Origin of the sequence: Lactobacillus sp. ESL0791, from assembly GCF_029433255.1 — a bacterium.
Classification (GTDB): Bacteria; Bacillota; Bacilli; order Lactobacillales; family Lactobacillaceae; genus Lactobacillus.
The window spans coordinates 1,748,727-1,767,860 of sequence record NZ_JAQTHU010000001.1; the positions used below are offsets into that span (position 1 = coordinate 1,748,727).

At 40.5% G+C, this 19,134-nt stretch carries 9 protein-coding genes; all 9 read right to left on the reverse strand.

From position 1 onward, the window contains the following. Window positions 1–2 precede the first annotated feature (2 nt). The 9 genes from rplV to PT285_RS08585 all read right to left on the reverse strand — a co-directional run bounded on the left by rplV (window position 3) and on the right by PT285_RS08585 (window position 18,670). Window positions 3–356, reverse strand: a complete 354-nt coding sequence (rplV, locus tag PT285_RS08545) for a 50S ribosomal protein L22 (RefSeq protein ID WP_277149666.1) — start codon at window positions 354–356, stop codon at window positions 3–5. A 19-nt stretch (window positions 357–375) separates the two neighbouring features. After that, window positions 376–663 carry a 30S ribosomal protein S19 gene (rpsS, locus tag PT285_RS08550; protein ID WP_277149668.1) on the reverse strand — a complete coding sequence of 96 codons (288 nt, stop codon included), beginning with the start codon at window positions 661–663 and terminating at the stop codon, window positions 376–378. A gap of 19 nt (window positions 664–682) precedes the next feature. After that, window positions 683–1,519, reverse strand: a complete 837-nt coding sequence (gene rplB / locus PT285_RS08555; protein WP_277149670.1) for a 50S ribosomal protein L2 — start codon at window positions 1,517–1,519, stop codon at window positions 683–685. 15 nt (window positions 1,520–1,534) lie between these two features. Further along, window positions 1,535–1,843: a 50S ribosomal protein L23 gene (gene rplW / locus PT285_RS08560; RefSeq protein WP_277149672.1), complete on the reverse strand. Its 309-nt coding sequence runs from the start codon at window positions 1,841–1,843 to the stop codon at window positions 1,535–1,537. Beyond that, the gene (gene rplD / locus PT285_RS08565; RefSeq protein WP_277149674.1) at window positions 1,843–2,460 is read right to left on the reverse strand and encodes a 50S ribosomal protein L4; all 618 of its coding nucleotides are present in this window, start codon (window positions 2,458–2,460) and stop codon (window positions 1,843–1,845) included. The genes rplW and rplD overlap by 1 nt, the downstream gene beginning before the upstream one ends. 14 nt (window positions 2,461–2,474) lie before the next feature. Then, window positions 2,475–3,104: a 50S ribosomal protein L3 gene (rplC, locus tag PT285_RS08570; protein WP_277149676.1), complete on the reverse strand. Its 630-nt coding sequence runs from the start codon at window positions 3,102–3,104 to the stop codon at window positions 2,475–2,477. Between the two features lie 24 nt (window positions 3,105–3,128). Then, a complete protein-coding gene (gene rpsJ, locus PT285_RS08575) occupies window positions 3,129–3,437 on the reverse strand; it encodes a 30S ribosomal protein S10 (RefSeq protein WP_060459198.1) in 309 nt (102 codons plus the stop codon). A gap of 387 nt (window positions 3,438–3,824) precedes the next feature. Beyond that, window positions 3,825–9,785, reverse strand: a complete 5,961-nt coding sequence (locus PT285_RS08580; protein WP_277149679.1) for a BspA family leucine-rich repeat surface protein — start codon at window positions 9,783–9,785, stop codon at window positions 3,825–3,827. 23 nt (window positions 9,786–9,808) lie between these two features. Beyond that, window positions 9,809–18,670 carry a BspA family leucine-rich repeat surface protein gene (locus PT285_RS08585; RefSeq protein WP_277149682.1) on the reverse strand — a complete coding sequence of 2,954 codons (8,862 nt, stop codon included), beginning with the start codon at window positions 18,668–18,670 and terminating at the stop codon, window positions 9,809–9,811. Window positions 18,671–19,134: the final 464 nt, after the last annotated feature.

Below are 19,134 nucleotides of genomic sequence, written 5' to 3' on the forward strand. Positions count from 1 at the left end.
CCTTAATCGTTCTTTTCTGAAACTACTACAACTACGTGACTAGTTCTCTTGTTAATCGGAGAAGCCATACCTTTTGCCCGTGGGCGAAATCTCTTTAAAGTTGCACCTTCATTTACGTATGCTTCTGATACGTATAAATTAGCACTTTCAAGATCGTAGTTGTGTTCTGCGTTAGCGATAGCTGAACGTAAAACTTTTTCAACGATTGGGGAAGCAGCTCTAGGCGTAAATTCTAAGATTGCCAATGCTTCAGCAACGCTTTTGCCACGAATTAAATCGATGACTAGACGAGCTTTTCTTGGAGCAATCCGAACAGTTCTTGCTTCAGCTCTTGCTGAACTAATTTGTTCTGCCATTTAAGTGTTTCTCCTTTCCTTAAGCTTTGGCTGCCGTGGCCTTATCAGCGCTAGTTCTGTGACCATGAAAAGTTCTTGTTGGAACAAATTCACCTAGCTTATGACCAACCATATCCTCGGTAATGTAAACCGGAACATGTTTTCTACCATCGTAAACAGCTATCGTCAAACCAACGAAGGAAGGAAAAATAGTTGAACGACGTGACCAAGTCTTAATAACCTGTTTTTTGTCTGAATCTGCTTGTGCATCAACCTTTTTTAATAAAGATGCGTCAGCAAAAGGACCTTTTTTAATACTACGGCTCATTAATTAACCCCTCCTTCTATTATTTGCTACCCTTACGGTGACGAATAATTAATTTTTCACTTGACTTCTTAGCATTTCTGGTCTTAACACCGCGTGACTTCTTGCCCCATGGTGTCATTGGCTGTGGACGGCCTACAGGTGCCTTACCTTCACCACCACCATGTGGGTGATCATTCGGGTTCATTACGGAACCACGTGATTGTGGACGTCTGCCAAGCCAACGTGAACGACCTGCTTTACCTAATTGGATTAATGAATGCTGTTCATTGCCAACTATACCGACAGTTGCACGGCAAGTTGATAAAATCTTACGAACTTCACCACTCTGTAATCTAACCAAAGTGTAACTGCCATCATTGCCTAAAACTTGTGCACTGGCACCAGCACTTCTTACAAGCTGTCCGCCTTTGCCAGGTTTTAATTCAATGTTATGAATTGACGTACCTGTTGGGATATTCTTCAAAAGTAAAGCATTACCCGGCTTAATATCAGCAGTTTCACCAGATTCAACGATGTCACCAACATTCAAACCCTTAGGGGCCAAAATATAAGTTTTAACTCCGTCGGTGTAGTGAAGCAAAGCAATGTCTGCAGTTCTGTTAGGATCATATTCGATTGCCTTTACAACTGCCTTGGCATTGTCCTTGTTACGCTTGAAATCAATGATACGGTATTTCTGTTTGTGACCACCACCACGGTGTCTGCTAGTAATGTGACCATATGAATTACGACCAGCTGTATGCGATTGTGATTCAAGTAAAGTACGTTCTGGCTTGCTCTTAGTAATTTCAGCAAAGTCAGAAGAAGTCATATTACGGCGACCATTTGTGGTTGGCTTATAAATTTTAATAGCCAATTGACTGACCTCCTATTACTTCTTATCTTCTTGTTTATCTTCATCCTTGAAGACTTTAATGTCGTTTGAATCCTCAGTTAAAGTAACGATTGCTTTACGCGTACGTGCTGTCTTACCAGTGTAACGACCAACACGCTTGTCCTTACCACGAACATTCATGATATTGACTTTTTTGACTTTAACATCAAAAATTTCCTCGACAGCACTGCGAACTTGAGTTTTAGTAGCGGTTAAGAGCACATTGAACGTGTACTTCTTATCGTCCATCAAGTTCGTGGACTTTTCAGTAATGACAGGTCTTAAAATAATATCGCGTGCATCCATTAAGCCCAAACCTCCTCAATTTTCTTGACAGCATCTTGAGTTAAGATTAGTTTTTGGTAGTTAACTGCATCTTCAACGTTTAAGCTGTTAACAGGTACAACCTTAACCTTGGCTAAGTTTCCTGCTGAGAGTTTTACATTTTCATCATCGGAAACGATTAAAACTTTGCCTTCAACCTTTAAGCTGTTCAGGATCGATACCAATTCTTTTGTCTTAGGTGCTGACATCGTCAGCTTGTCTAAAACAATTAAATCTTGATCAATTACCTTTTGAGAAAGAACCGACTTGATAGCCAAACGACGTTGCTTTCTTGGCATTGAATATGCATAAGAACGTGGTGTTGGTCCAAAAACAATACCGCCGCCGCGCCATTGTGGTGACCTGATGGAACCTTGACGAGCACGACCCGTACCCTTTTGCTTCCATGGTTTCTTACCACCGCCGCGAACAGCAGATCTGTTCTTCACTTTAGAAGTACCTTGGCGTCTTCCAGCTCTTTGCCTGATAATTGCTTCAAAAACAAGATTTTCATTGGGCTCAATCCCAAACACCTTGTCATTCAAAGTAACGCTGCCGGATTCTTTGCCAGCTTGATCGATAACCTTTAAATTAGCCATTCTAGTCCTCCTTCCTATTTAGTAGCTTTAGCAGCAGATCTAACAATAATTAATGAATTCTTGGCACCTGGAACGTTGCCCTTGATCATTAAAACATTCTTGTCTGCAACAACTTTTTCAATTACTAAGTTTTCAATGGTAACTTTCTTCACGCCCATGTGTCCTGGCAGACGCTTGCCCTTTGGCACACGGTTAATGATTGAACCCATTGAACCAGGAATTCTGTGGTATCTTGAACCGTGAGTTTCTGGTCCACGTGATTGGCCCCAACGCTTAATGTTACCCTGGTATCCATGACCTCTTGTAGTTCCGGTAACGTCAACGACGTCGCCTTCCTTAAATGTATCCACAGTAACTTCTGAGCCGACTTCGTAGTCCTTAAGCTCAACTCCGCGGATTTCACGTATGAAGCGCTTAGGCGAAGTCTTTGCTTTTGCAGCATGACCTTTTTCTGGTTTGTTGCTCAATACTTCACGCTTATCTTGGTATCCCAATTGAACTGCTTCGTAGCCGTCTGATTCAACAGTCTTAACTTGCATAACAACATTAGGATCTGCTTCCACAACAGTTACGGGAACAAGGATACCATCTTTAGTGAAAACTTGAGTCATCCCAACTTTTCTTCCTAAGATTCCTTTGGTCATGATTACACCTCTTTCTCTAAAAAATTATAATTTGATTTCGATGTCAACACCACTTGGAAGATCAAGCTTCATTAATGAGTCAACAGTCTTAGGTGTAGGACTTAAAATGTCGATTAACCGCTTGTGGGTCCGCATTTCAAACTGCTCACGTGAATCCTTGTTCTTGTGTGGTGAACGAAGAACAGTGAACAAAACCCTTTCTGTTGGCAATGGAACTGGTCCAGAAATTTCTGCACCGGTTCTCTTAGCAGTAGCTACAATCTTAGCAGCTGATTCATCGAGAATACCATGTTCGTATGACTTGAGTCGAATACGAATTGATTGACTTGCCATTGAATTACCTCCTTAACGTCCTCTTTAAAAGATGACTAGCTGAACAAAAATTACCGACACACCTCCGTGGCAATGCAGCCTGGTGTGCCGCAACCTTTTGCATCAACGCTTAACAACAATTATGCGATTAGGGCATAGTAACCCCCTGAACGCACAAAGACTATTGTACTTGGAATAGTCTTAAATATCAAGGGTTTAGGACACTTTTTTAATTATTTGCGGTAAAAAGTATTCCAAATGTTAGCAGCAATAATAATCTTTGCATGGAAATAAAGCGGCCTTAATTGTACGAAACTTTAATGTCATGAACAAAAGAAACCAGTGAAGAATTTAAACATCTTCATTGGTTTCTTTTCTAAAAATCAGAGTTTTCACTCAAACTCGCTATTAACTTTTTTCAGTAATAAATTTATTCACTGCATCGGCCTTGATAAACTCATTGATACCAATTGCGTAATATTTGCCGTGCTTTATTTTTACATGTGCGCCGTACGTCGTTATCTCTGTACCTTCATAAATGGTCTTATCCGCAATCCGCTGACCCGATTTATCATAAACATAACTGGTCTTAATCAGCTTGCGCTTCTGCCCATCAATATTGCCGGCTTTAACGTACTGGTTGCCTTCCAGATGGTAGTAGAGTTTGCCTTCGAGCAGCGCTGTGCCATAGGTTTTGACCTTAAGGCCCTGCTGCAAGACTCGGTTAGTAACCCGGTTAGCATCTTGATTATAAATATACGAATTATGCATCAGGATTGCTTCGTTAAGCGTAGGCCCAACCACCGTTACCTTTACCGGTACCGAAACAAATGTCCCGTTCGGATAGCGAACGTTGACAAAACTGCTGTATGTACCTTCCTTATCCGTTGCCGGAATATGATCTTTGTCCCAAACATATTCACAACCATCCGGCATTGCATTAACACTGGTCACAGCACCTTTGGCATATTCATTATGGGCTGCAAGGTCGGTATGCTGCGGGACAATAACGCTGCCTGAGAGCAGCTTAACTGCTTTTGACTTTGAAACTACAGGTTTAGCCTTCGGGTCATCGCCGTCAATATGACTAACCATGACTTTTACCGGTATGGTTTCAGTGACCTCAGGCAAACCTGCCTGCTGGTCTGCAGGATAGTAGATTCTGAAATTACCGATTTGCGGATGTGTATTATCAGGCTGTGCCAAGTTAATGCCAGTAATTGTCTTGTCAATTGTGGCTCCAGTACTTGCAACCTTGTCGTAGTTGAGCAGAATCCGCTTGATGTCATTAGTTCCAAAAACAGTATATTGATCCGCATGAATAGCATTATTACTGATTTCTCCCCTAACTAGCTCTAAAGGAATATCAGTAAAGACCTGCTGCCAATTATCATCATTATATTTGACGGTCAGGGTAACGGTATCACCCGTCTGCTCCAACGAATAAGTGGCTATAGAATTAACCGTGCTGGTATCAAGATAATAAGAAGCAATATCCTTTACATTATCTTCACTAAGATTCATGCCCGAACTGCCTAGATAATCCTTCTTAGCTACGGCAGAAGGATTCAGCTGCGCACCAACTAGCGTAATAGTAACGCGAACGTCCTGAAACGACTCGCCACGATTAAACGTAACTCTTATCTTTTTCTGGATCTGCTTTGCGGTAGCACCAGCAAGGCTGGCAACTGAGAGATCAGGAGCACCATCTACCCAAGACAGCTGATATTCTGACGTATTAACATCGGTAACCCCATCTGGCATCTTAACGCTAACTAGGTCACTCAAATTAAGACGCTTATTGACATGAACCGTTTGGTCAATCGGTGAACATCTGCTGACACCAGCTCTAGTATTAATTGTTAATTTAATCGGCAGGTATTGGTGCCTACTGTCCGAATAGGTAACCTCAATTGCGGCATCAATCTCACCAGATGCAGTGTTTAGATCCGAAAGAGGCAGTTCGGCATGTGTACTGTCATTCTTTACCCATTTATAGGTAGGTGAAAAGTGAAAAGATGTCGGCTCCTTTACCAAAGTTTCAGCTGCAGGTACCGTTCCCTGAATATAGGCTGCTTTATAATTAGAGCCGGATTGCGTAACACCGGTAGCCGAAGCATTTATGGATACTCCTTCAACCTTAAAGGCGGCTTTTTCTTCAGTAAGTTCATGTGAACCATCAGTATAAACAATTTGCAGCTTATGATTCTGCACATCCGCACCATCACTTGCTGGAATATCAGTATTACTTGTATCCCATACAATCTTACTTACTACAGAAGACGGACTGACAGGAGGTAAAAATGGCGTATCGCTGCCATCCTTCAAGGTCAACAGATTATCAATCATAGCAGGATCTGTAATTACCGGAATTCGAGGGTAGTTCTGAGCATCGAATGCATCACCATGATCCGTTCGATGAATAATAATCTCTTTCCCGGCAGTGACATGCGGCGTATAGTCATCCTTCATGGCTGTAACATTTAAATCTACAGGAACAGCCTGTTTATTACCATCATGATAATCAATCAAAACATAGACTGTTTGGTGACCAACATGACTAACATCCGGAGTAGAAGTAATCTCCGCATCTTTAGACCAGCTATAACTTGCTTTATAAAAGTCATCAACTTTACTATGGTCGATAGCGTTTTTAGCAGCAACTGTATCCAAATCATCGGAGTGGTTAATACTAATGGTCTTCGTATTGCCAGAAGGTCGCCCGCCAGAATAATTTACTTTAACAGGATCCGAGCTATCCCCTACATCTGTAGTCGCACCATCTTGATAAGTTATTTCGAGTTGATTAGTTACAGAATTAATCCCCAAATTGCTTAGTGTCGGCTCAGTCTTCCATTTAACCGACTTAATAATTTCAGACAAGCCCTCAGTTATAGGAGCAGCACTTGCAAAGCCATCTCTCGGTCTAACATCAAGGAACTGACTCCAAGTGGTAGGATCATCAAATTCAACTGGGCCAACTTGACTTGCAGTCAAACTAATCGGCTTACCACTAGCAGTCGTCTTTTCATGCAAATGCAATGCACCACTACTATTGAAAATTATCTTATATGCATCATTATAATTCTTAACTTCTAGCGGCACCGATATATCTTGGACACCGTCAAGCTTACCGCTAGGCTGTGAATAAGTGATTTCAACCCCAATATTAGTATACGTCTTGTGCTGGTCCAAATCATTTGAGTCCGAGTCCACTAAAGGTACCCAGTTAGGAGCAACAGTAGTGCCAATATTTTTTACCCACTTATAGTCTAAGGTCCACTTATCTGTATTGTTGTTTTCTGGTGTGGCACCCCATCCGTTAGTAGCTGGCTGACCATCTATTTTTACTGCCAGCTTAGCCTTAGTCGCACTTGGAATCGTCCTAAGCTGCGTATATTGCCGAGTTCCCGCTTCTATTTTTGGAATTTTTACAATAATAGGAATAGGGCAGACTTCACCGTTGCCAAAGGTTACTTCAATAACAGCATTAGCTCTTAATGCGTTTGGACCAGGCACAATATTCGCCGCATCAGGTGTGACGAAACCTTCTTTGCTAATTGCGCCCCCGTCTACCTCTGCACCTGTACTATCTATTGCTTTACTGTCTGACCATGCAACAGAAGCAATAGTATAGTAACTTTTATTTTTAAAATAATCTTCCCTTCCCTTTAAAGCGTCAATAGAAAAATCTCCGCCATCTTCAGTATCATTGAACTTGACCGAATTTAATTCTGTAAGAGTATCGATTCCAATAGCTTCCCGTAAGTTCTTATGCTCCATTATCGTCGGATAATTTCCAGTAATCTGTAACTTATAGCGCTCTTTATCGGCTTTATGCAAAAGTACCACATAGACATTATCTGTGTCTGACCTGCTATTTGAGCTATAACGATTCTTTAAGTTTTGATAAGTTATTGTGCCTTGGCTAGAACCATTATAAGCAAGTACATCAAGAGGATATTGCTTTGAGCCGTCAAAACCATTCCAAGCATTATCCGCAATTTGAAAATCACCTAAGCGCAAGTGCAAAGAATGGGCCTGATCATTAGCACTGCCAGTTCCATAAAACATATTACTCATATTAGCAACACTATTAGTTGTAACAAATACTTGATTCCCAGAAGTCTCACCATTTCTGCCTAAATTCAACTCCTGTAATTTGCTGGCATTATAAAACATACTGGACATATTAGTTACACGACTGGTATCCCAATTACTTAAATTCAAGTTCGTTAAGCTGCTGGCATTATAAAACATATTGGTCATATTAGTCACACTGCTGGTATTCCAATTGCTTAACTCTACCGTTGTTAAACCACTGGCGTTAGAAAACATATTAGACATATCAGTTACTTTACTGGTATCCCAGTCACTTAGATTTAAGTTCGTCAAACTGCTAGCACCAGAAAACATATTGGTCATATTAGTTACGTTGCTGGTGTTCCAGGTATGCAAATCCAACTCCGTTAACGCATCTTCAGATCCTGTTGTTAGACTGCCAATTTCGGAAAACATACTTTCCGCATTCTTAAGGTTGCTGGTGTCCCACTTGCTAACGCCGATATTCGCCAATGAGGTCTTCGTAAGGTTATTGGCTCCAGAAAACATCCTTTCCGCGTGTGCAACGTGACCCATTTCCCATACATGCGAACTAGCATCTTCATATCTAATCGTTTTTAGTTTAGTATCGCCATAAAACATTCGATACATCGAATAACTGGCATTCGTATAATTACCAGCTGCAGGTATGGGATTAACAGGATGTCCAATATTATTTCCTGTAGACCAGTTGGGACCTAAGATGATTTCCTGAAGTGAACTATCACCCTCAAACATGCTGGCCATCCCATAATATCGATACGCAGAACCTATTGAACTTGCATCTCCGGGAGCATAGTCATCATAATTTTCTTGTCCGAGGTTGCGGGTATCCCATCCAGATAGATCCAGCTTTTGAAGCTTAGAATCATTGCAAAACATATCAGCCATATTGGTAACCTGACTAACATCCAACTTGTCTATTCCGATAATTTCCGTTAAGTTTCCAAAGTGGGAAAATGCACTAGAACCATAGTCATAATAAGTACCAAGATTAGTTACACCATAAGTATCCAACTGACTAACATCTAAAGTCCTCAGATTATTTTTTAAAGGACCAAATGCATCATTAGGCAAATTACTTATCCTAATCCTAGGTAAAACTAATTTGGTTAATGCGCTATCACCACCAAATACGTTGTAATCTAAACTTAGACAATTGCGATCAGCTGAAGCTTTGCTATTGGTACTATTAGCCATTGTCAGAGTTTTTAACGCGGGATCATTATAAAACATGCAATCTATATACCTAACGTTGGTCATGTCCCAGTTATCTAGTTTCAGTTTCAACAAGCTATAGTCATTATAAAACATATAGCGCATATCAGTGACAGCACTGGTATCCACCTCATCTAAACCATCGATTTCCTTAAGAGCTCTCAAGTCAGAGAACAGCTGATAACAACTTGCAGGCAGTTTAATTTGCCCATTAGATTTATCAAAATTGATCACCTTAACTTCATTCACAAGAATACTAAACTTAGTTGAAGCATTCGCTGGATTCGTCGGATCATATGGACTAATAGTCTGAACTGCAGTTAAAATATTTCCTGAATTAAGCATACCAGCTGCTAAGCTAGTAACATGACTATTGTCTGCCATTGCTGTAAAAGTTATCGTTTTAGAGCGGGTATCATATTTCCAAGTACAATTCCCATCATATCCATAAGAATATTTAATAGCGTCATCTGCCTGAGGGCCAACTGTAACCGGCTCCGGTTCTGGTAACCTCTCTGCGCCAGCAGCATCAGGTGTCGAATCAACTGACGCCGCAGAATCTATTGCCGCACTGCCCATGCCAGTGCTTGTCGCAGTCGAAGCAGGTGCAGCTGCAGCTGATGATGCCGCAGAAGTTGCAGCACTGCCTGTGCTTGCTGCAGTCGAAGCTGGTACAGCTGCAGCTGATGATGCCGCAGAAGATGCAGCAGCGCTGCTGGTACTGCCCTGTGATTCCTGCGGTACTTCCAGTTCACCCCTTAAAAAGGATGTTAAACCGGCATATGTGGCCAGATTGGCCTGCTTAGATTTAGCAGGTACAGCCTCCTTCTGCTTGGCGGCTGCTTCATCTGCTTTATTAGCCGTTACATTTGTTTCATCTGTCCCTTTAATTGTGTCCGCCTTAACCACTTGGCTATTAGCCTGAATGAAGCTGAAACCCAAGAGAACTGAAGTCGTACCTATTGTCAATTTACGCAGGGAAAAATGTTCCTGCTTATTCTGCAGTTCGCTTTTTCTTTTCCGTTCATTACTATTATTTTTGCTTAACACGATGCGTTCCTCCAAATCCTATCTTATTTCAGCTTGCTGGCTTTAACGTATTGGTTATCGCCAATAACGTAGCAGCTGACACCATTAATCTTGACAGCTTTGCCGTAAACAGAAACCTTGCTGCCCTTATGCAGCTTTTTACCCGTTGCCTTACCGTAACGATCAATCACGTTAGCCTGATGCTTTATATGACGTTTAACAGCATCAATATTACTTGCCAGCAAAAATTCATCGTTATCCAAAACGTAATACTGCTTATGCTTAATCGTTGTCTTGCCGTAAGTTACAACACTGGATCCAGCCTTCAAAATTGCCTTGCTCTTGCGTTTGCCATTTTTATTGTAGAAGTAAGCAGCATGCATCGTTTCCTTCTTGACGCCGCCTGAAGTATCACTATTTCCATGAACTGTCGGATCAATCCAAGTATCAGATGCCGGCGGGAAATTGTCAGCAGGCACGTACTTGTTATTATCAATCAAATAGTATTTCTGCCCTTTAATCATGACTGGGGTACCGTACGTAGTAACACCGGTTCCCGCATAAATTACCTGATCATTAGTTTGCTGACCGTATTTATCATAAACATGGGCTGTCGAGTCCAACTTACGTTTCTTGCCCACAACGTTGCCGGCTTTAATATAATACTTGTCAGCCTCAATAATGTAGTACATCCGGTTATTGATTAGAGCCGTCCCGTATGTCTTAACCGTTGACCCGCTCTGTAAAGTTTGGCCGTTGACCCGCTTGCCCTGCTTATCATAAAGGTAAGCGTTGTGTTTCAAGACAATGTCGCTTTCTTGGGGATCACCCACGTTAACCTTAACGGGAATTGAGCCGACAGAACCATCTGGATAATTAACCGTGACAAATGTCTTATCCGTTTTGTCCTTAGTAGAAGTATCAGCTGTGCTGGTGGTGCCCCAAGTGTAGTTCGTGCCGGCCGGCATTTCATTCGCATTAGTAACAGCTTGATCCGCATAATTATTGTGTGACGGCAAATCCGTATATTGCGGTACCTGAACGCCGCCAGCATTCGGATGGAAGTTAGCAGCCATTGAATTATCTACCGGTCGTACGTTGACCTTGACTGTTACCGGAACTGCAAAACTGCCGTTGAAATCAGAAAACGCAGAGTCATCAGCTGTATAGTTAAGGTTAACGTATCCCGTTTGGGTACCAGTTTGATTGAAATTAATTCCGGAAAGCTCATTAGTTATTGTCATCCCCGGAATACTTGCTAGTTCGCTGTAATTAGCGAGCACTTGCTGTGCAGTTATAGAATTGCCTTGGTAAGTTTCAGCCGGTCGGGTAAATGTAACCGGCCTAACGACCTTAAATGGAACATCCGGAAGCGTCTGTGCAATACCATCATTATAATGAACCGTTATTGCGGCTTTATTATTATTTAACTTAACTGTGTATGTCGGGGCATAGCTGCCAAGCTTGCTAGAGTTAACATAATAATTGGCAATATCCGTTTGTTGGCCGGCAGATAAGGCGGCATCATTCAGATAAAGCGTCTTAGCAGTATCACTGTTCTTAATAACCGCACCATTAATTGTTACCGGAACAGACACGGTAAGCTGCGAGCCGTCCTTGTTAAAAGTAATGCGTGCTGCTGCATGCACATCTTTAGTACCATCATCTTTTAATCCAGTGGCACTTGTATCCGGTTGTGTTTGCCAAACGATTTGATAATCATTTGCACCTTGGCCTTCCGCTAATGAACCATGATTAGTAACATATGAATGCACATTAAAGTTATTAGGGTCAACACCAACATGGGTAGTTAAGCTATTAGATGTAAATTCACCCGCATGCTGATCAGCTACTGTTTGTAGGACTAAAGTTACTGGTAAATATTGGTGAGTAGTTTTAACCCCATCATGATAAGTGACTTCAATTGCCGCTGCAACAGTGCCTTTAGCATCATTTACAGCTAGTTCCTGGTGATTGATCGCATCAACCCACTTGTAACTAGCACCATAGCTAGACGGTGCCTGGGTGCCATTAGTACCATCCAGAAAATCTGCTGCAGAAGGAACTTCACCGCACGGATAGGTTTTAGTATGATTAGTGACTGTCGCACCTTCAACATTAAAATGAATATCAAGCGGCTTACTTATTGAACCATCACTATACCTGATCTGCACTTGACCAGTCTGCGGACCAATCTTATTAGTAGTGTAGCCAGGAACACTATTAGTTGCACTGGCCCATTCAAGTGCAGCAATCTTGCCAGCTGGAAAGGCAGTCGGTGAAGTGGTCGAATTATATCTAAGATCACCTATCATGGCAGCAAAGTTTAAAGTTGGTGCGTCTGTACTATCATCTACCGCATGAATCGACTTGGTGCCACCGATATAGCCAACATCAGGATACTCAGTTGACATATCCTTAACATTTAGAGTTACGGGTACCGCCTGTGTGGTTCCATCACCATAATCAATAATGACGTAAATACTCTTAATGCCGCCTTTACCGGTAGTATCACTAGTAGGAGCGACTACCCCATCAGGTGAAGTTGACCAGCTATACGTAACATTATTACCAAATTGATTATTAATAGCTGTAACACTTGTTGCAGTTAATGCACTTGCTGGATCCGTTGTACTTGCTGCTGGAGGCAAGGAGCCGCCAGCTATTAAAGTGATCCCCGAAGCACTATAACCGCTTTGAAGTATCCCGCCGAATACGTGTACTTTTACCCCAGTTCCTACCCCATATGAATGGTCTGTATAGTGAGCAACTATCTGGCAGGTATTAGCTAGAGGAGCACCGTTATCAATAAATGTAGGAGCACCCCCACTTGCCCAATCTAGGTGATCAATGATTCTATCAACATTAACGCCTTCCGGAGAAGTGATATTGGTATTGCCTGATGCAGCGTCATTAACCGTGATTAGGTTTGTCATGTCTGACATATTATCCTTAGAGAAAGCTTTCGGTGTGGGAACTTTGAGTGTGCTGCCAATTGCGTGTGTCGTTATGCTTGCAGGAACAGTACCATCTCGAGTAATTGAGATCGGAAATTCATCAGAATATTGCCGTACCAGCAAGATAACCGGTATGACCTCAGAACCATCAGGACTGCCATTAGTGGTATAAGTAATCTTAACAGCTACATTGAGATCGCCAATTACATTCACATCACTCTCTTGTAAGGGCCTAAGATCATCTTTACTCTTAACCCAGGAATAAGTTAAATGCGATTTACCCCAAGTTGATAATCCACTGTTAGAAATACTAGTTTTAACTGCAGCCCGCGCTTGAGCTTCGACTGGCAATGTTCTCACAGACGTGACTTCCTGCATATCACCAGCTACAAACTTCGGCAATTGTACCTTAACTGGTACATAAGTTTCGGTATTGTCCCCATATTTAATATGGATTACCGCATTACCTTGATTACCCTGTGGAGTATTGGTTGCACCATCAATCAATTTACCGTCATTGTCAAGGACACCGCCCTTAGACAAAACATTGCCCTCGGAATCCACCGACCAATTCTTATCTGAAGAAAGCATCCAATTTGCAGACTGAATTACTTTATTAGTAGGAATAATATCATCAGCTGTATGATTTAATAAATCATCATAAGATTTTTCAGCGTCGGAGTCATCGCTATCTGAAAATGAAAGAATATCAGCTGCAGGATATTGCGCAGTTACTGCTTGGGTCTGCCCTGTGTGTGCCTTAATTATAAATATGTTACCATCAGCTTCTACACCCGAATTCCTTGTCGGCTTAACCTTATAACGTAAATTATCATCACCATGAAGTCGCAGAACATAAGTTTCTTTAGCTGGAGCATATTCAAGATAAGCCTGATTATATGCATCTTTGAATTTATCTAATTTATAGACATGGCCTGCAGGTTCGTTATAATCATGGCTGTCACCCATAGCTTGCATATTCTTCCACTTAAAGTTGCCCCAAGCATCGTTGGGGATTCTGAATTTCCCTAAATGCAAGATAAAAGTTTTTACACTGGAATCGGCACCCATGTTATTAAATGCGTTGGCCATTCCATAATAAGTATACAATCTCTCAGTGTAAAAACTACTTAGGTCAAGCTCCTTAATCTTCTTGGTATTGTTAAACATATTTCGCATATCAGTAACTTTTCTAGTGTCCCAAGCAGAACCTAAAGTCAAGGTAGTCAGAGCTTCATCACCATTGAACATGCTTTGCATACTAGTAACATTGCCGGTATTCCAAGTATGCAAATCCAACCCCGTCAAACTACTATTTCCATTAAACATATTGGTCATATTAGTGACATTACTTGTGTCAAAGCTATCAACAAAATCCAAGTTGGTAACTTTGGCATCACCGTTAAACATATTGGACATATCTGTAATATTAGCAGTACCCCAAGGCGCACCATTATTATCAATCGTTGTCAAATTTTTGTTATCGTTGAACATGGATTTCATGCCATAAGATGTAGAGGTACTGCCGACATTATCTGTATCCCAATGAGGACCAAGCTTTAAAGTAGTTAAAGCTTCATTGCTGTTAAACATGTTGTTCATGTCCAAAGCGCTACGGGTATCCCAGCCGCTTAAATCTAGTTTGTTGCCTTCACCAACTAATTTCTTATCGTTATTAAACATGGAAGTCATATACTGCACACTAGTAGTGTCCCAACCACTGACGTCACCAATGCTTGTCAAAACGATATCGCCATCAAACATGCTCGTCATATTAGCAACATTACTAGTATTCCAGGCTTCCTGATTCTTATAATTAGGCTGGCGTTTAAGGTTTAAAATATCTAAACTTTTATCACCAGCAAACATGTGATCCATGTTGCTAACAAAGCGTGTGATCCAGTTGCTAACATTAAACTCGTGTTTCGGATAATAGCTAGGGCGATATTCGGAATGTGTATCTGGATCAATATCATCAAGTACATCATCAGAGCCTGCTTGTGTTAAGCTGCGACAATTATTAAACATGTAAGACATGTTTTCAGCAAAATCCGTATTAAAAGTGTCAACATTTAAGTTATTTAATAATTCGTCATTATGAAACAGGTAGGACATATCAGTTACCGTACTGGTATTCATCTTGGTAATATCTATGTACTTTAAGCCCTTTTCTGGTGTAGTTGAATCATACATATTGGCAAACATATATGACATATAAAGCAAGTTACCGGTGTCATATTTTAAGACCAGGTCCTTTATTGAACTATCACCGTCGAACATGTGCGCCATAGTTGATACCTTAGAAGTCTTAAAGTCGGCAATTCCGTTAGCATCTACCGATTTCCCAGTCAAGCTCGTGCATTTATTAAACATGTAACTCATATCATCCAAGTTACTGTTAATCCAGCCGCCCTTAAAATCAATATCATTCAAATCAGTACAATTCAGAAACATTCCCTGCATTGTGGTTACTTTACCAGTATTCCAATAAGATCCTGAAGAATTCAAAGTAAAGGCAGTCGGAGTTGTAGTCGGCCATGTCGGTGGCAACCCATTTGGTGCTCCATTATGAATCGTTGTCGAATTTAACTTAGTGCAGTTATAAAACATATAACTCATATCTTTTACATTCATGGTATCCCATGAATGAATGTCCAAATCTTCCAAATTAGTGCAGCCGGCAAACATCCAGCCCATTGTGTTGCTACCGCCAATTGTTCCACTGACATCCCAATGCTTACCAGAACCATCAGAATATGCATGTAAATCTAGGCTAACTAAGCTAGTACAATTCTGAAACATAGAAGCCATTGTAGTAACCGCAGAAGTATTAAAAGTCGCAATCCCGCTCTTAGCGACTGAATCTCCAGTTAAGCTCGTGCAATTCTCGAACATAATGCTCATGTCTCTAACACTCTCGGTATTCCAGTTCTTAAAGGTGAAATTATTCAGAGCACTGCAATTTACAAACATCCCCCGCATTGTGGTTACATTACCAGTATGCCAATAAGATCCAGAAGCATCTAAAGTGAATTTAGTTGGCGATCCCGGTGCTGAACCATCATGAATCGTTGTTGAATTCAATTTTGTACAACCAGAAAACATATAACTCATTCTTACCACATTGGTAGTATCCCATGAATGAATGTCTAAATCTTCTAAGTTGCTACAACCCGCAAACATATAGTCCATGGCGTTATTGCCACCAATTGTTCCACTGACATCCCAATGGGAACCTGCGCTATCTGTATAAGCATGCAAGTCTAATTTCTTTAAGCTGGTACACTTATAAAACATGTACTGCATTCCATTATTATAGTCATAATCATCCCAAGGATCGTCAAGATCGTAAGTATTAGCTCCTCTGACACTACTGGTATTCCATTTGTCAATGTTCAAAGTATTGGTGCCATCATTGCCTAACTGCGTATCATTATAAAACATCTCAGCCATGTTCTGTACATTGCTTGTATTCCAATTATTGATAGATAAAGTTTTTAAATTTGTACAGTCACGAAACATTTTTCTCATATTGACTACATTACTTGTGTCCCAATTAGATATATTCATTATGTCATCTGAAGACGTTAGTCTTGAACAATTCTGAAACATTCGGCTCATATTCGTTACTTTACTAGTATCCCAACCATCTAAGTTTAATGCTTTAGTACTAGAATCCGTCTTTAAACTGGAACAGTCACGAAACATCTGTCCCATATCAATACTAGTCACACTACTATCACTGCCAATGGCCCAGTTATTTCCATTATGATGCAAGTCTATCGATTTCAAACTGCCGTCACTTTTAAACATACTGTTCATGGTAGTTACTTTGCTGATATTCCATTTATCCAAATCCACACTAGTTAAGTTGTACATAGACTGAAACATACCTGACATGTCAGTTACACTGCTGGTATCCCAACTATCTAAATTTAGACCGCCAGAACCGATAACGGAAAAATATGTACTAGAAAACATATTGTTCATATTTACCACTTTACTGGTATCCCAACTATTAACTGATTTAGCCAATGTTAAAGTAGTAATACTGGATCCAATATTATTAAACATGTAACTCATATCCGTTACACTATGAGTATCAAAATTACTAACATTCAAGCTGGTTAAGCGTGTAGTTTGAAACATATTACTCATATTTTTTACTTTGCCGGTATTCCAGTTCGTAAAAGTTATACCGCGCAAATTAGAGCTGTAAGAAAACATTTGGCTCATATCTTCTACGTTGCCGACATTCCAATTGCTTAGATCCAAAGTATCAGTCAAGCCTGTGTAAGAAAACATTTGGCTCATGTTCGTTACGCTGCCGGTATTCCAGTAGTTGCCTGAAGCAGCAATATTCAAATCCGCGGTTTTCAATTTTTGATCATTATAAAACATTTGGCTCATATTCGTTACCTTGCTGGTGTTCCAACTGCCAAATGTAATGCTTGTTAATTCTCGATCATTATAAAACATATCAGCCATATTGCCCGCATTGCTGGTATCTAATCCAGTAAGATTTAAAGTTTGCAGTCCAGTATATTGCCCCGACTGTCCATAGAGATTAGCAAACATATAAGACATGTCTGTTCCAATTGGGTTGCCACCTGCGTCAACTGTAACAGCTGTGTGCCAGCCGTTACCAAGAGTTATAGTGGCCAAATGGCTATTGCCGTTGCCATCAAACATATGGGACATGTTATACACGCTGCCAGTATTCCAGCTAGACAAATTCAAACTAGTCAAATTCCTAACACTACAAAACATATAGGACATATTAGTCACGTTACCGGTATTCCAATTAGGCAAATCTAGACTCGTCAAACTGCTATCATTACAAAACATATAGGACATGTCTGTTACTGCACTGGTATCTAAATTATTAAGCCCTTCAATTGCTGTCAAATTAGGCAAATCTGCAAATTTACGCGAACTATTTGCAGCCAACTTAATATCATTACCAAAAACAATTTTCTTAACACTATAAGCAGAAATTCCGGCACGGGACATAATGTTACTAATACTGCCATCATCATAATAATTATAATTGTAACCAGAAAGTTTGCCGTCACCAACAGCTCTATAGGTTAAGGTACCTGTGCTACTATTAAATTCCCATGAATCGCTGCCATCGGTTCCCGAATTAGAACGCAGTGAAATCCCATCTTGAGGGCCTACTTGCTCTTTTTTTGTAGTGTATTCTGCCAGCAGTGTCGTCAACTTATCTGAGGCCGCAGTAATATCAGCAAGCAGCTTGGTCTGATCATCTTCCGACAATGGTGAACTGCCCAAATCATGGTATTTATTAGCCACTGTCTGTGCCTGAGCGATCGTCGTTTGCAGTGCTTCCTGCTTTTCCAAGGTTTCCTGCTTATACTTGTCCGAGTTACTGATTGTCTTAGCTTGATCCAATGCAGTATTCAAACTAGTTGCTGCCGCATTTAATTTCTGTTCTGCTTCAACTTTCTTGTTTTGATCAGCTGTATCCTCTGGCTGCTGCTCAGCCGAACTAGACGGCGCAGAAGCTGGTACTTCTTCACTTGTCTTAGGTGTTTCAGGTACTGTTGCGTCACGCAAAAATGAAGTTAAGCCGGCAAAAGTCGTTAGTTTGACCTTTGGTTGGTCACTGGCCTCTGCTTGGTTATGTTTTCCTGTCTGCGTATTATCATTAATAGAAGCATTAGTACCTGCAGTGGTAGCTGTATCAGCTTGTTGCTGGTCTGCCGAACTAGATGCTGTCTGCCCCTGATTATTAGTTTGCACGTTGGTCTCGCCTTGCGGCTTTTGGGCATCAGCTTTAACTACTTGATTATTAGCATTAACAAAACCAAGACCAATCAGGACAGAAGCTGCCCCAACTGTTAGCTTGCGAATTGAAAAATTTTCTTGCTTATTCTGCGATCCAATTTTTTTAGACCGCTCAGTAAAGTTATTCCTACTCAACATTTGACCTCCTGATTATCTGTCTTCAAATATAATTATATATATAGTTAATGATAAAACAAAATGCAATTTTTGTAAACGTTATTTTTAATAACAATTAGAAAAAAATTAATAACAATGGCTTTTATTTGAAAAGCATTTTAAAACATATTCTACTTACAGGTAACACTTATATATCAACCGAAAAGAAGCAGACAGACAATGATTGTACGATGAGACAGCAAACAATTTTAAAACAAAAAATAATTACAATATTTCTTCATAACTAAATAATTAAAAGGTTTCAAATTATAATCAAATACTTAGTAAAGTATAGAATAACTCAGTAAAAAGCAATAACAGTTTAGGCAGTAAAAAAAGCCGCGTAAAAAATTAACTTTTAATAAAAATAACAGTGAAAATATCTTTTCCACCGTTACTGTTAGATTAACTGTTACTATTTAGTACGAAGAACCTGCAGGTTTTTG

Bases quoted from the DNA above. Each gene is read 5' to 3' on its own strand.
- rpsS (WP_277149668.1), bottom strand. From the start codon at position 663: ATGAGCCGTAGTATTAAAAAAGGTCCTTTTGCTGACGCATCTTTATTA.
- rplW (WP_277149672.1), bottom strand. From the start codon at position 1,843: ATGGATGCACGCGATATTATTTTAAGACCTGTCATTACTGAAAAGTCC.
- rplV (WP_277149666.1), bottom strand. From the start codon at position 356: ATGGCAGAACAAATTAGTTCAGCAAGAGCTGAAGCAAGAACTGTTCGG.
- rplC (WP_277149676.1), bottom strand. From the start codon at position 3,104: ATGACCAAAGGAATCTTAGGAAGAAAAGTTGGGATGACTCAAGTTTTC.
- rplD (WP_277149674.1), bottom strand. From the start codon at position 2,460: ATGGCTAATTTAAAGGTTATCGATCAAGCTGGCAAAGAATCCGGCAGC.
- rpsJ (WP_060459198.1), bottom strand. From the start codon at position 3,437: ATGGCAAGTCAATCAATTCGTATTCGACTCAAGTCATACGAACATGGT.
- PT285_RS08585 (WP_277149682.1), bottom strand. From the start codon at position 18,670: ATGTTGAGTAGGAATAACTTTACTGAGCGGTCTAAAAAAATTGGATCG.